Source organism: Sedimentimonas flavescens, from assembly GCF_019264375.1.
Classification (GTDB): Bacteria; Pseudomonadota; Alphaproteobacteria; order Rhodobacterales; family Rhodobacteraceae; genus Rhodobacter; species Rhodobacter flavescens.
Genome location: NZ_JAHVAI010000010.1, coordinates 93,059 through 105,566 on the forward strand (window position 1 = coordinate 93,059; position 12,508 = coordinate 105,566).

Below are 12,508 nucleotides of genomic sequence, written 5' to 3' on the forward strand. Positions count from 1 at the left end.
CCGAAGGGCCGCCTGCGAACCGATCAAAGGCGATCAGTGATCGTCATGCGCGTGATCGCGGTCGATCACGAATTTCTTGTCGCAGTAGGGGCACTCGACCTCGCCGCTGTCATGCGGGATGGTCAGGTAGACGCGCGGATGGCCCAGGGCCCCCTCGCCGCCGTCACAGGCGACCTTCCAGGTGGTGACAACTTGGGTCTCGGGGGCGGCGATGGTCATGAGCTGGCTCCGGCAGTCTGGTTCGACCGCGCATATTAGCGATTGTGCCCTTCGGGGCAAGAGGGTGCGGCCGGTTCAGCCGCGCGAAAGCATCCGCCCCAGAACGCGACCGGCGAGAATATGCATGTGGAAATGCGGCACGTCCTGCACGCCATGCTCGCCCGAGTTGGTGATCGCGCGGAAGCCCATGCCGCCCTCGCCGGGTTCAATCCCCAGCATTTTGCAGACCTGCCCGGCGGTGCGGTAGAAGTCGAGGACCTCCGCATCGCTTGCTTCGTTCGAGAAATGATCGAAGGTCGCGTAAGGCCCCTTGGGGATCACCAGCACATGATCGGGGGCCTGCGGAGCGATATCGCGGAACGCCAGCGTGTGCTCGGTCTCCAGAACGGTGTTGTTCGGGATCTCGCCGCGCAGGATGCGCGCGAAGATATTCGTCGGGTCATAGGCATAGGCCACGGGGGAATCTCCTCAGTCCAGAAACAGATATTCGGTTGCGGCGATCTCATGCGCAAGATCGCGATCGACACCCAGAAAGCGCGCGATCGGCAGGGCGTTTTCGCGCGGCGTGGCGCCCTGGCGAATGTGCTCGAATGCGGGGAACCCGGCATCGCGCATCCGGTCGCTTTCGAATTTCAGATCGAAGCGGATGGTCGGCAAGAGCCGTTCGATCACCCCGGCGGGCGATTGCTCTCCGGCAAGCCCCACGCGGCGGGCATGGCCGATCAGGTAATCGTCGGTGAAATCGCATTCGATCTCGAGGATACGCGCATCCACCCGGTCGGCGGAAAGATCGCGCAGCAGTTCGAACTCGGCCGGGTCCACGCAGATCAACAGGCGGTCGGTGCGGTGATAGTCGAACAGCATCCGCAACAGCGCCCTGCGATGACGGTTGCGCTTGGAAAGCGTGGTCTCGATCCCGCCGAGTGCCGGCAAGGGGCACAGTTCGTTGAACAGGTATTCGACGCGCGGGATGCCCGCCCTGGCGCCCGCCTGTTCGACCAGCCGCTTGGCGACATGCCATTTCTTGCACACAACGACATAGAGCGTCCGCTCGCGGCCAAGCGAGGATTCGACCTCCCAGAAGCGCGGCGCGAACCGACGCCCGATGCGCCCGCGTCCGGTCAGGAAGGAAAACAGCGCCCGCCCTTCGCCCGAGATCGAAAAGGCGCGGGCGGTCTCGTGCCACAGCTCCCCCAGCCGCGTCTTGAGATCAGCCGCATCCGGGCTGATCTTGCGGGCAAACAGAAAATCCTGCCCCAGCAGCAGATCGTAGTGATCGTTATAGAAGGTCACCGGCATCCCGTAGTCGGTGAACATAAGGAAGGTCGGCGTGCGGCTGCGGATCTCCCGGTCGGGCACGAGATGGCGCACGAGGGTCTGAAAGAAGGTCTCGTCCGGGATCCAGGTCGTCTTGAAGAACCGCATCACCGCAGGGCGGACGCGGCAGAACTCCAGCACCGCCTCGACGGTCTGGCGGCGCAGGCACCACCATTGCGAGCCGATCATCATCTGCAGATCCTCGGGAACCTTGCGGGTCATCCCAAGCGCGCGCTGGATCTCGTAGCTCTTGTAGAACAGCCACTTGCTCTGGCGCTCGTTGAAGACGTGGCGGTAGATCAGCCGGTCCTCGCGCATCCCGGTCTTGATCCAGCCCGAGGTGAAGAAATCGACGCTTTCGATGTAATCGACATCCTCGGCATCGAGGAAATCATGCACATATTCCGCCGTCTTGATCGGCAGGCAATCGCCCGAGATCAAGTAGAAATGCGTCGCCTGCGGGAAGGCATCGACCGCCGCCTTCACCGCCTCAAGCGTCGCCGCGACAAGGCTCCACTCCCCCCAACCGCATTTGACCCTGCGGCGCGCGAAGGCGATCGACGGATCGTCCGCCAACGCCGTCTGAATACGCGCGAAATCGGCCTGACTCGCGCGGGCATCGAAGTGGATCGAGACGAAATCGCCCTCGGAGGACAGCCTGCGCGCCTGGGAAATGACCCCCTCGGGGTCCTTGTGGGTCAGCAGGATGAAGGCGATCTTTGCCATATCGAACGTGGTCTGCGCCGGTTGAAGAAGTTGCGGCGTCTAGATAATGCCAGTCACCGTTGAAATGACAGGGGTTCTCTGCTCTTTAGGGAAGTATTTACGACGTTCCACCATTGTCCGGACTCGGAACGCTTGAGGAGTGTATTGATGGGTTTTCCCGGCACATGGATGACCGAAAGTGAAAGTGTGGTTTACCGGGTTGTCCCGAAATGCGCCTGCTCGACCATCGGTCAGATCATGTATTACTCGGATCACGGGCGCTTTTTCGACGGGGACATCCACGACTCGACGACCGGCCTGCACAAATGGGCGCAGGAGCACAGCCAGCCCCTGATCGAGGCGAATGTGCGCGCGCACAAGTCCTTTGCCTTCACCTGTGTACGCAATCCCTATGCACGCATCCTGAGCTCGTTCTTCGACAAGATTGCGGGCATCCAGCGCAATGGCAAACGCTACCGCGGCAACCTCGTGCCGCAACTCGCGCAGAAATACGGGATCGACGTCGGCGCGCCCGAGGATGGGTTCGAGTTCGACCAGATCAAATCCTTCCGCCGTTTCCTGCTGTTCGCCCGCGACACCATCCGCTGGCGCAAACCGATGGAGCCCGACATCCACTGGTCGGCGATGTCGGGCCATATCGCGACCTTCATCGCGAATGGCGGCCGCTACGATCAGATCATCTTCACCGAGAAGTTCAACGAGGGGATGCAACAGGTGCTCGACCGGATCGAGACGCCGGTCACCGTCGATCTGACGCACATACCGCGCTTCAACGAGTCCGAGGGACACGGCCCCAAGCGGGTGCATAAGGTCAGCGACTATTTCGACGATCTCTCGCGCCATCTGATCTGGGAAATCTACAAGAAAGACTTCCAGCTGTTCCGCTACGATTTCGACGATCCGGACAATAAGATGCCGACCGCAGAGGTCGACCTCGCCGAGGTGCACGCCAAACTGGGTCAGTAAGCTTGGGCTGGCCGAGGAAGGGGGGCTGTTTGCCCCCCTCTGCGCTGCGCGCATTCACCCCCCGAGGATATTTGCACAAAGCCGAAAAGGCGAAACGCTTCCTTAACCATCTCGCGCCAGTCTTGGGGTGCGGTACAGGCGGGGACGCCGATGACCGTCAAAGACGAAAGCACCTGACCTTCGGCAGTGCATAGCCGCAGGTCAGGTGAGCCCTCATCTCTTTTGGCTTTGTCGAAATATCCCGGGGGTGAGCGCGTTTCGCGCGAGGGGGCAGCGCCCCCTGGAACGCCATCAAACCGCGATATTGTCGATCAGGCGCACATCGCCAAGATAGGCAGCGACCAGCATCCGGCCCGGCTCAGAGAACGTCTCCATCGGGCGCAGGCCTTCGACCGAGCGAACCTCGAGATATTCGATATCGTGGAAACCCGCGGCGAGAATCTCGGACTTGGCCTGTTCAAGCGCCGATCCGATCGGAGCGCCCGCGCGGATCTGCTCGGCCGCCGCAGTCATGATCCGGTGCAGCGCCGGGGCTTGCGCGCGCTCGGCTTCCGACAGGCGAACATTGCGCGACGACATGGCAAGCCCGTCGGTTTCGCGGATGGTCGGGCAGCCTATGATGCGGATCGGGATGTTCAGATCCTCGACCAGCCGCCGCACGACCTGAAGCTGCTGCCAGTCTTTCTCTCCGAAGAAGGCGCGGCCCGCCTGAGTCATGCCAAAGAGCTTGCTGACCACCGTCGCGACGCCATCGAAATGCCCGGGGCGGAAGGCGCCTTCCAGCGGCTCAGAAATCCCCGACACCGAGACCTTGGTGGCGAAGCCGTCGGGATAAACCTCATCCACGCCGGGAGCGAACAGGACATCCACGCCCTCAGCCTCCAGCATGGCCAGATCGTGTGCCTCGTCACGCGGATATTTGTCGAGATCCGAGGCGTTGTTGAACTGCATCGGGTTGACGAAGATCGTCACGATCACGCGGTCCGATTGCTTGCGCGCCTCGCGCACCAGGCTCATGTGGCCGTCATGCAGCGCCCCCATGGTCGGCACCACGCCGACCAGCATCCCAGAGCGTTTCCACGCCGCCACGCGGTCGCGCAGTTCTGCCGAGGTGCGGATAATCTGAGTCATTTCTTCACCTCGTCTGCAAAGACATGTTCGGGGGCAGGGAAGGCGCGGGAGCGCACTTCGGCGGCATAGGCGGCAATGGCGGCCTCGCCCTGCTCGCCGAGCGTTCCGTAGCGTTTGACAAATTTGGGTTTGAAGGCGGTGAAGAGGCCCAGCATGTCATCCACCACCAGCACCTGACCGTCGCAGCCCGCGCTGGCGCCGATGCCGACGGTCGAGATCGAAATTTCGGCAGTGATCGCGTCGGCCAAGCTCGCAGGCACCTTTTCCAGCACGACAGCGAAAGCGCCAGCCTTCTCCACTGCGATGGCATCCTTCATCAGGCGCGCGCCATCTTCGCCCCGGCCCTGCACCTTGTAGCCGCCAAAAACGTTCACCGACTGCGGCGTGAGGCCGATATGCGCCATGACCGGAATGCCGCGCTGAACGAGAAACGCGATCGTCTCGGCCATATGCTGCCCGCCTTCCAGCTTGACCGCCCCCGCGCCAGTTTCGGACATCAGCCGGGCCGCGTTGCGGAAGGCCTGCGCGGGGCTTTCCTCATAGCTGCCGAAGGGCATGTCGATCACGAGACAGGCGTTTTGCAGCCCCCGCGCCACCGCCTTGCCGTGCAGGATCATCATCTCCATCGTCACGCCAAGCGTAGAGGGCAGCCCGTGCAGCACCATGCCGACCGAGTCCCCCACCAGCACCAGATCGACATGAGCATCCATCATGCGCGCCATCGGCGTCGTGTAGGCGGTCAGGCAGACAATCGGCGCCCCGCCCTTCATCGCAGCAATATCGGACGGCATCTTCTGCCGCGTGGTTCCCGTGGCACTCATGGCAGTCTCCCTCTCTCCCTTGACAGGCAGGCATAGCGCCCCTGCCCCCATATTGCAAAGATAGAAATGCCGCAGCGCAGCACCAACCGGGAGAATGCCGCCCTGTTTCCCCCTTGGCCGTGGGGCGGCAAACGCCTTGATCTGAAACGGGTTCGGACCGATCATCGCAAGCATCATCATGCCACAACCTTGGGAGTTTCGCATGACCAACCGTCTGCTTACCGCCGCCGCCGCGCTCGCGCTTTCGGCCAGCGGCGCGCTTGCCGCGCCCGATGCGATCACGCTTGGCATGGTGCTCGAGCCGCCGAACCTTGACCCGACCGCAGGGGCCGCAGCGGCAATCGACGAGGTGGTCTATGCCAATCTCTTCGAAGGGCTGACGCGCTTTGCACCCGATGGATCGGTCCTGCCCGCGCTGGCACGCAGTTGGGATGTGTCGGAGGATGGCAGCAGCTATACCTTCCACCTTGCGCAGGGGGTGACCTTCCATGATGGCAGCGCCTTCGACGCGGAGGACGTGAAATTCTCGCTCGACCGCGCACGGGCCGAGGATAGCGCCAATGCGCAGAAGGCGCTCTTCAAGGGGATTGCTTCGGTCGAGGTCATCGACCCCGCGACGGTGAAGATCACGCTTTCCGCGCCGGACGGCGCGTTTCCCTTCAAGATGGCCTGGGGCGATGCGGTGATCCTCGCGCCCGAAAGCGCCGCCGAGGCCGCGACCCATCCGGTCGGCACCGGCCCCTTCCAATTCGGCGAATGGGCGCAGGGCGATCATGTCACCCTCACCGCCTATCCCGGCTATTGGGGCGACAAGCCTGCGCTGAATAGCGCGACCTTCCGCTTCATCTCGGACCCGACGGCGGCCTTCGCCGCGATGATGGCGGGCGACGTCGACGCCTTCCCGAACTTCCCCGCACCCGAGACGCTGATCCAGTTCCAGTCCGATCCGCGCTTCAAGGTCATCGTCGGCTCGACCGAGGGCGAGACGATCCTGGCGATGAACAACCGCAAGGCGCCGCTTGACGATATCCGCGTGCGCGAGGCGATCGCCCATGCGATCAATCGCCAGGACGTGATCGACGGCGCGATGTTCGGCTACGGCACGCCGATCGGCTCGCATTTCGCCCCGCACAATCCCGACTATCAGGATCTGACGGGCCTCTCGGCCTATGATCCGGAAAAGTCCAAGGCCCTGCTGGCTGAGGCCGGAGCGGGCGATCTGACCCTGCGCCTCGCCCTGCCGCCGCCGACCTATGCCCGCCGTGGCGGCGAGATCATCGCGGCCCAGCTTGGCGCCGTGGGCATCAAGACCGAGATCAGCAATCTCGAATGGGCGCAATGGCTTGAGCAGGTCTTCAAGGGCAAGGATTTCGACCTGACCATCGTCAGCCATACCGAGCCCGCCGACATCAACATCTACGCCCGCGACGATTACTACTTCGGCTATGCCACGCCGGCGTTTCAAGAGCTCATGGCTGAACTCGACCGCACCACCGACACGGCCGAGCGCAGCCGGATCAACCGTGCCGCGCAGGAAATGATCGCCGCCGATTTCGTCAATGGCTATCTCTTCCAGCTTGCCAAGACCGGCGTGGCCAATGCCAAGATCGAAGGGCTGTGGGAGAACTCGCCCACCCAGGCCAACGATCTGACCGCCGTTCACTGGGTAGACTGACGCCCGCCAAACACGCCAACCTGCACGGATTTCCCCCATCGAGGGGGAAGTCCGCGCGCCGTTGGGCCACCCTCGATGGGGGCCCCGCCGGCTACTCCCCTGACATCTGAAAGAAGAAACATGCTGATCGAAGCCCTGACCCCGAGCCTTGCCGAACCCGAAACCTCGCGCCCCGATGCCGAGAAAGTCCTTGCAGGCGATCCCGTGCATACCACCTGGAGTGTCGAGGATGACCGCGGCCTTTACTGCGGCATCTGGCAATCGACCCCCGGCAAGTGGCGCATCAGCTACGACGAATGGGAATATTGCCGCATCCACGAGGGCCGCTCGATCATCGCGGGCGACGACGGCTCGCGGCTCGAGGTCGGGCCGGGCGACGCCTTCGTGATCCGTCCGGGCTTCACCGGCACCTGGGAGGTGCTGGAGACCACCCGGAAGGATTACGTCATCCTGGTGCGCTGATCAGTCGAGGCCCTGCAACTGGCGCTCGCGCGCGTCGATGCTCGAGAGCGTCAGCAGATAGGGCTCGGCTTCGACTCCGGAGGCCTGTGCTTCTGCGGCAGCAGCCGCGGCGGCATGGGCCTGTGCCTCGGTCAGGGCCGGATCGACGATCAGCCCGGCTTCCCAGGCGGCCTGATCGGCTGCAATCGCCGCGGTATCCGAGGCCGACACAAGGTAGCCCGAGTGCAGCTCGACCATCGGACCTTCCATCTCGAGGCTTTCCTCGTAGGAGCGCACGCGCACCTTGGTGCCCAGCTCCATCTCGTCATACATGTCGATGATGTCCTGGTTGAACAGCCGGATACAGCCCGCCGAAGTGGCCTTGCCGATCGAACTCGGGTCCATCGTGCCATGGATGCGATACATCGTGTCGCGCCCGCCGCGGTAAAGATACAGCGCCCGTGCACCGAGCGGATTGTCCAGCCCCCCCGGCAGACCACCCGCCAGCGGGCCGTAGATCTCCGGGTCTTGCCGGATCATGTTCTTAGTCGGCGTCCAGGAAGGGTATTCCTCCTTGCGCCGGATCACCGCATCGCCCCGGAAGCCACGCCCCTCCTTGCCCACGGCGATGCCGAAACGCATGGCCTTGCCCGGCTCGACAACGTGGTAAAGCAGCCGCGCGAAGGGATCAACGACGAAGGTGCCGGGCTCTTCGGGGCCGTTATAGGCGACCCAACGACGGCGGTTGCGTTCGTTCAGATAGGCGGGATTGACCGCGGGGATCACGCGCTCTCCGTCCTGACGCGCACGGTATTCAGGCGGTACGCCCGCGCTCGAAAGCGTTGTGCCAGAGGTGTTCGGCGCGCCGCAGGCGGCAAGGCCCACCACGGCCATGAGCAGTGCAAGCGGGCGCAAACTACGGGCGAAACTGCGGATCACGGCGGCATATCCCTCGAAACTGATTACGAATCCCGAACAGGATCCGACCAATCTGCGCAGATGGTCAAGCCCGCGTCTCTGCGTCAACCCCCGCACAAGCCCGCGAACCCCGCCCGTGGCAAAAAAGCCCGCGCGAGGAATGCCTCGCGCGGGCCGACTTCAAAGCGTGCCGGGATCAGTCGAGCTTGCCGATCGAGAAGAACAGCGTCTCGCCCGAGCTGTCATCGACCCCGTCGTTGTCGGAGACGATAAAGCCCTCGCCCGCCGCGTCGATGGCAAAGCCCTCGACCTTGTCCACGACATAGCCGCCGAAGGATTTCATTACCGGGATCAGGTCGCGCACTTCTTCCTTGGTCACCACGGGCAGTTCGCCGCCAAGCGCCGCAGGCTGCATCTCGGCCAGCTTCACGCGGAAGATCTTCTTCACGGCCGCCAGATCGCCCAGCTGGTTGTCGCGCTCGACGATATAGGCGTGATCGCCATGCAGGGTGATTTCGGACAGGCCCATCCAGCCCGCGCCCTTGGCTTCGAGCGGATAGCGCAGCGCGCCCCACTCACCGCTGTCGGTGTTATAGGCCACCAGTTTGACCATACCTGCCGGATCGTCCTTCCACTCACGCTGAACGGCCATCCACAGCGTATCGCCGCGCTTGGCGATGCCTTCGAAGCCGAAGCGGACCTCGTTGGCCGACAGTTCGGCGGGCAGGCCGATCTGCTCCTTGATCTTGCCGTCCTGATCGACATGCACGATGCCATGCGGGATCATCTTGTCGCTCCGCCCTTCGGAGGCCAGCCAGAAGCCGCCTTCACCGTCAAGCGTGATGCCTTCAAGGTCCATCAGCTGCGCCGGAGCGCCATCGCGGGTGACCACGGTGGCCTTGGTGATGCGCGCGGGCTTGGTGGTCGCGTCGATGGTGAAGATCGAGGGCGCGGCCGAATAGAAGCTGTCCGACACACCATAAAGGATACCGGGCTTCTCGGCATCGGCGACGAGACCCGACAGCGCGCCCCAGCCGATCATCTGCTCGGCGCCGGCCGAGGTGATCGTGGGATAGGCCGCAGGGGCCTCGGTGCGTTCAAACAGCATGACATGGGCGCGCGCGCCGCCATCGGCGCCAAGGTCGGTCTCATTGGCCGAGACCAGCAGGTTGCGCGCGGGGATCGCGGCATAACCTTCGGGACCGATGCCCGAGGGCAGCAGTTGCAGCAGCTTCGGCGCCGCCAGATCGCTCACGTCATAGACACCGACGACCGAGCCGCGCTCGGACCCGATGAAGACCAGCGGCTTGCCGTCGAAGATGCCGAATTCGACCGACTCGGGCTCGACGCCCTTCTTGCCAGCGCGCTTGTCGGGGAAATGGCCGATCTCGGCCACGGCATGTTCAAAGGTGTTGCCGCTGTCGTAAACGACGGTGCCGTCCTTCTTGAAGATCGTCCAGCCGCGCGAGCCGCCTTTCCAGTCGCCCTCGTTGGCGGTGGCGAAGTGATCCTCGTCGATCCATTTCACCGCGTCGGGTTCACGCGGGATGTCGGTGAGGCTGCCGGTGAAGTCGATCTTGCCGTCCTTCTTGGTGTCCACGCCCTCAAGGCTGACGCTGCCCGCGCTGAAATGGCTGGCGACCTTGCCATCGGCGCCGATCACGATGATGGCGTTGTTTTCCTGCATGGTCACAACGATCTCGCCTGCGGCATTGACGTCCACGAACTCGGGTTCGGGGTCATCACCGGCGACGGCGGCCAGACCGGTCACGTCGATCTTCTGCATCGCGTCGCAATCGGCCAGCCCGTCCTTGAGCGGCAGCTTGACCACATAGCCTGCCGGCATCTGCGGCAGTTCGCCGTCGTTCAGGTCCTCGTCGCGCTCGTTCTCGATCGCAACGGCCAGGAACGATCCGTCCTTCGCGCGCGCAATCGAATCCGGCTGACCGCCCAGATCGCAAGAGGCAACCTCGGCCCTGGTTCCCAGATCGACCATCGCCAGACGGCCCGAGGGCGCCACGTAGCTTTCCGAGGTGTTGACGCCGACAAAGGCGGTATTGCCGATCACCGCGACCGAGGTCGGCTCGCCCTTCACGTCGATATTGCCAAGCGCCTTCGGTGCCTTGGGGTCGGCGATATCGACCAGACCGATCGCACCCAGCGGGCTGTCGGTGTAAACGAGCATCATCCCGTCTTCGGTGGCCGCGATGATCTCGGGCGAGGTTTCACGGGCGCGATCCTCGCCCTCGGCCATATTGGCCGGGGTCGCGAAAGCGGCGATGCGGTTGAAGTTCATCTCGGCCGCCGCAGGCATGGCGGCGCAAAGCGCGAGGGTCGAGCTGACGGCGAAAAGGCGTGGTGCGAACATTAATCGTCCTCCTGACGGAAATTGCGCGGACGATGGGACAGCGATGCGACAGATGCCTGACAGTGCCGCAAAGCTTTTGTGACAGCCGCGATCAGCGAAGGGCCAAGGTAGAATCGGCCCAATTCATGCTATGATCTCGCGTCCCCGGCCCGGCTGCGGGCATCCTGACCCGCTCGGTCGTGGACAGAGAGGGAGGAACCATGTCCAAATTCATCGTGACCGGCAGCTACTCCGCTGCCGCTATGAAAGGCATGATCGCCCATCCAAGCGATCGTGAAACTGCCACCCGCGCGCTGGTCGAGGCTGCCGGCGGCAAGCTTGTGACCTACCTGCTGACGACCGGCGATCATGACTTTATGATGATCGTCGAGACCGATGACGTTCGGAAGATGCTGCCCGCCCTGATGGTCGCGGGGGCCTCGGGTTCGGTCAACGGGCTGAAGACCGTGCAAGCCTTCACCTCGGCCGAGTTTACCGCGGCGCAGAACGCCGCTGGTGATATCATGATGCGCTACTCGGCACCCGCGCAAAGCTGAACGGCCGGGTCCGCGGAACACCCGCGGACCCGAAGTTCTTACCCGACCACGTTGAAGGCAGGTCCGTAGGGGTATTTGGTGATATCCTCGGAACCGTCCTCGCCCACGACCAGAATGTCATGCTCGCGGTAGCCGCCCGCGCCGGGCATGCCTTCGGGCAGGGTCAGCATCGGCTCCATCGAGATCACCATGCCGGGTTCCAGCACCGTGTCGATATCCTCGCGCAGCTCCAGCCCCGCCTCGCGGCCGTAGTAATGGCTGAGCACGCCGAAGCTGTGGCCGTAGCCGAAGGTGCGGTATTGCAGCAGGTCGCGCTCGGCGAAGAAGTCGTTGATCTTGGCGGTAACCTCGTCGCAGCGCGCGCCCGGCACAAGCAGGCTCATGCCATATTCATGCGCCGCGACGTTGGCCTCCCAGATCTTCAGGCTGGCCGGGTCTACCTCGCCCACGAACATGGTGCGCTCAAGTGCGGTGTAATAGCCCGAAATCATCGGGAAGCAGTTGAGGCTGAGGATATCGCCGCGCCGCAGTTTGCGCCCGGTGACCGGGTTATGCGCGCCATCGGTATTGAGGCCGGACTGAAACCACACCCAGGTGTCGCGATACTCGGCGTCGGGGAAGCGTTTGGCGATCTCGGCCTCCATCGCGTCGCGGCCCGCCATGGCCACGTCGATCTCGCGCAGGCCCTCCTTGATCGTGTCGTGGATGGCAAAGCCGCCGACATCGGCCACCGCCGCGCCATGCTTGATCAACTCGATCTCGGCGGCGGATTTGACCATGCGCTGCGCCATTGTCGCGGGGGCGATGTCCATGCCGCGCTTGGGCTTGAGGAAGTGGTTGAACTTCTCTGCGTTCACCATGGTCAGGTGATCGGCCTCGACCCCAACAGCCTTGCCGGTGCCGATGATATGGGCCACCGCGCGCCAGTAGTTGTCGCGCGCCCAGTCGGTATAGGTCAGCGCCTCGCCATGGCAGCGCCGCCAGGGCTGGCCCGCGTCGATCCCCGCCGAGATCACGACCGAGCGGTCACGCGTTACCACCAGCCCGTAGGGTCGGCCAAAGCTGCAATAGAGAAAGCCCGAGTAATAGGCGATGTTATGCATCGAGGTCATGAGGCAGGCGTCGAGGCTGTGCATCTCCATCAGGTCGCGCAGACCTTCCAGACGGGCCTCGTATTCCTCGGGGGCGAAGGGCAGCGGTGCCTTCTGGCCGTTCTCGCAGGTATAGAATTCGGGTCTTTGCATTGTCGTCTCCGTAGGGGCCAGGGGACCCCGAAAGATCCCGGCGTACAGGACGTCCGGCGGTTACCCGCAAGTCACCGGGCCCTTGGCCCTCTGGCGACGCCATCGCCGCGACTCGCGCAGATGCTGCCGCAAGCTGCGCCGCCGCG

12 protein-coding genes are annotated in these 12,508 nt (G+C 63.7%); 4 read left to right on the forward strand and 8 right to left on the reverse strand.

Annotation, left to right across the window (positions count from 1 at the left end; translation table 11 throughout):
- Positions 1–33: 33 nt before the first annotated feature.
- The 3 genes from KTQ37_RS11150 to KTQ37_RS11160 form a co-directional block, all read right to left on the reverse strand.
- Complete coding sequence (locus KTQ37_RS11150) at positions 34–219, reverse strand: zinc-finger domain-containing protein (protein WP_218630592.1); 186 nt, start codon at positions 217–219, stop codon at positions 34–36.
- A gap of 75 nt (positions 220–294) precedes the next feature.
- Positions 295–675 (reverse strand): HIT domain-containing protein, encoded by a 381-nt coding sequence (locus KTQ37_RS11155; protein ID WP_218630593.1) that lies wholly within the window; start codon positions 673–675, stop codon positions 295–297.
- Positions 676–687: 12 nt separating this feature from the next.
- Positions 688–2,262, reverse strand: coding sequence for a DUF5928 domain-containing protein (locus KTQ37_RS11160; RefSeq protein WP_218630594.1), 1,575 nt, complete (start codon positions 2,260–2,262; stop codon positions 688–690).
- 147 nt (positions 2,263–2,409) lie between these two features.
- Between KTQ37_RS11160 and KTQ37_RS11165 the strand changes: the two genes are divergently transcribed.
- Positions 2,410–3,228, forward strand: a complete 819-nt coding sequence (locus KTQ37_RS11165) for a sulfotransferase family protein (RefSeq protein WP_218630595.1) — start codon at positions 2,410–2,412, stop codon at positions 3,226–3,228.
- Positions 3,229–3,519: 291 nt separating this feature from the next.
- Here the strand turns inward: KTQ37_RS11165 and panC are convergent, their stop codons facing one another.
- Both panC and panB read right to left on the reverse strand, forming a co-directional pair.
- Positions 3,520–4,359, reverse strand: coding sequence for a pantoate--beta-alanine ligase (gene panC, locus KTQ37_RS11170; RefSeq protein WP_218630596.1), 840 nt, complete (start codon positions 4,357–4,359; stop codon positions 3,520–3,522).
- On the reverse strand, positions 4,356–5,180 hold the full coding sequence (gene panB / locus KTQ37_RS11175) for a 3-methyl-2-oxobutanoate hydroxymethyltransferase (protein ID WP_218630597.1): 825 nt from the start codon (positions 5,178–5,180) through the stop codon (positions 4,356–4,358). The genes panC and panB overlap by 4 nt, the downstream gene beginning before the upstream one ends.
- Positions 5,181–5,382: 202 nt before the next feature.
- Between panB and KTQ37_RS11180 the strand changes: the two genes are divergently transcribed.
- Together KTQ37_RS11180 and KTQ37_RS11185 are read left to right on the forward strand one after the other, a co-directional pair.
- Complete coding sequence (locus KTQ37_RS11180; protein ID WP_218630598.1) at positions 5,383–6,855, forward strand: ABC transporter substrate-binding protein; 1,473 nt, start codon at positions 5,383–5,385, stop codon at positions 6,853–6,855.
- 120 nt (positions 6,856–6,975) lie between these two features.
- Complete coding sequence (locus tag KTQ37_RS11185) at positions 6,976–7,317, forward strand: cupin domain-containing protein (protein ID WP_218630599.1); 342 nt, start codon at positions 6,976–6,978, stop codon at positions 7,315–7,317.
- Here KTQ37_RS11185 and KTQ37_RS11190 read toward each other — a convergent pair whose 3' ends face one another.
- Positions 7,318–8,235, reverse strand: coding sequence for a L,D-transpeptidase (locus KTQ37_RS11190; RefSeq protein ID WP_328799721.1), 918 nt, complete (start codon positions 8,233–8,235; stop codon positions 7,318–7,320).
- Between the two features lie 175 nt (positions 8,236–8,410).
- On the reverse strand, positions 8,411–10,582 hold the full coding sequence (locus KTQ37_RS11195) for an esterase-like activity of phytase family protein (protein ID WP_218630600.1): 2,172 nt from the start codon (positions 10,580–10,582) through the stop codon (positions 8,411–8,413).
- A 200-nt stretch (positions 10,583–10,782) separates the two neighbouring features.
- Between KTQ37_RS11195 and KTQ37_RS11200 the strand changes: the two genes are divergently transcribed.
- Positions 10,783–11,118 (forward strand): GYD domain-containing protein, encoded by a 336-nt coding sequence (locus KTQ37_RS11200; protein ID WP_218630601.1) that lies wholly within the window; start codon positions 10,783–10,785, stop codon positions 11,116–11,118.
- A gap of 38 nt (positions 11,119–11,156) precedes the next feature.
- Here KTQ37_RS11200 and KTQ37_RS11205 read toward each other — a convergent pair whose 3' ends face one another.
- On the reverse strand, positions 11,157–12,362 hold the full coding sequence (locus tag KTQ37_RS11205) for an aminopeptidase P family protein (RefSeq protein WP_218630602.1): 1,206 nt from the start codon (positions 12,360–12,362) through the stop codon (positions 11,157–11,159).
- Positions 12,363–12,508 lie beyond the last annotated feature (146 nt).

Coding starts and splice junctions, on each gene's coding strand:
- KTQ37_RS11150 (WP_218630592.1), bottom strand. CDS start 219: ATGACCATCGCCGCCCCCGAGACCCAAGTTGTCACCACCTGGAAGGTC.
- KTQ37_RS11160 (WP_218630594.1), bottom strand. CDS start 2,262: ATGGCAAAGATCGCCTTCATCCTGCTGACCCACAAGGACCCCGAGGGG.
- KTQ37_RS11165 (WP_218630595.1), top strand. CDS start 2,410: ATGGGTTTTCCCGGCACATGGATGACCGAAAGTGAAAGTGTGGTTTAC.
- panC (WP_218630596.1), bottom strand. CDS start 4,359: ATGACTCAGATTATCCGCACCTCGGCAGAACTGCGCGACCGCGTGGCG.
- panB (WP_218630597.1), bottom strand. CDS start 5,180: ATGAGTGCCACGGGAACCACGCGGCAGAAGATGCCGTCCGATATTGCT.
- KTQ37_RS11180 (WP_218630598.1), top strand. CDS start 5,383: ATGACCAACCGTCTGCTTACCGCCGCCGCCGCGCTCGCGCTTTCGGCC.
- KTQ37_RS11185 (WP_218630599.1), top strand. CDS start 6,976: ATGCTGATCGAAGCCCTGACCCCGAGCCTTGCCGAACCCGAAACCTCG.
- KTQ37_RS11195 (WP_218630600.1), bottom strand. CDS start 10,582: ATGTTCGCACCACGCCTTTTCGCCGTCAGCTCGACCCTCGCGCTTTGC.
- KTQ37_RS11200 (WP_218630601.1), top strand. CDS start 10,783: ATGTCCAAATTCATCGTGACCGGCAGCTACTCCGCTGCCGCTATGAAA.
- KTQ37_RS11205 (WP_218630602.1), bottom strand. CDS start 12,362: ATGCAAAGACCCGAATTCTATACCTGCGAGAACGGCCAGAAGGCACCG.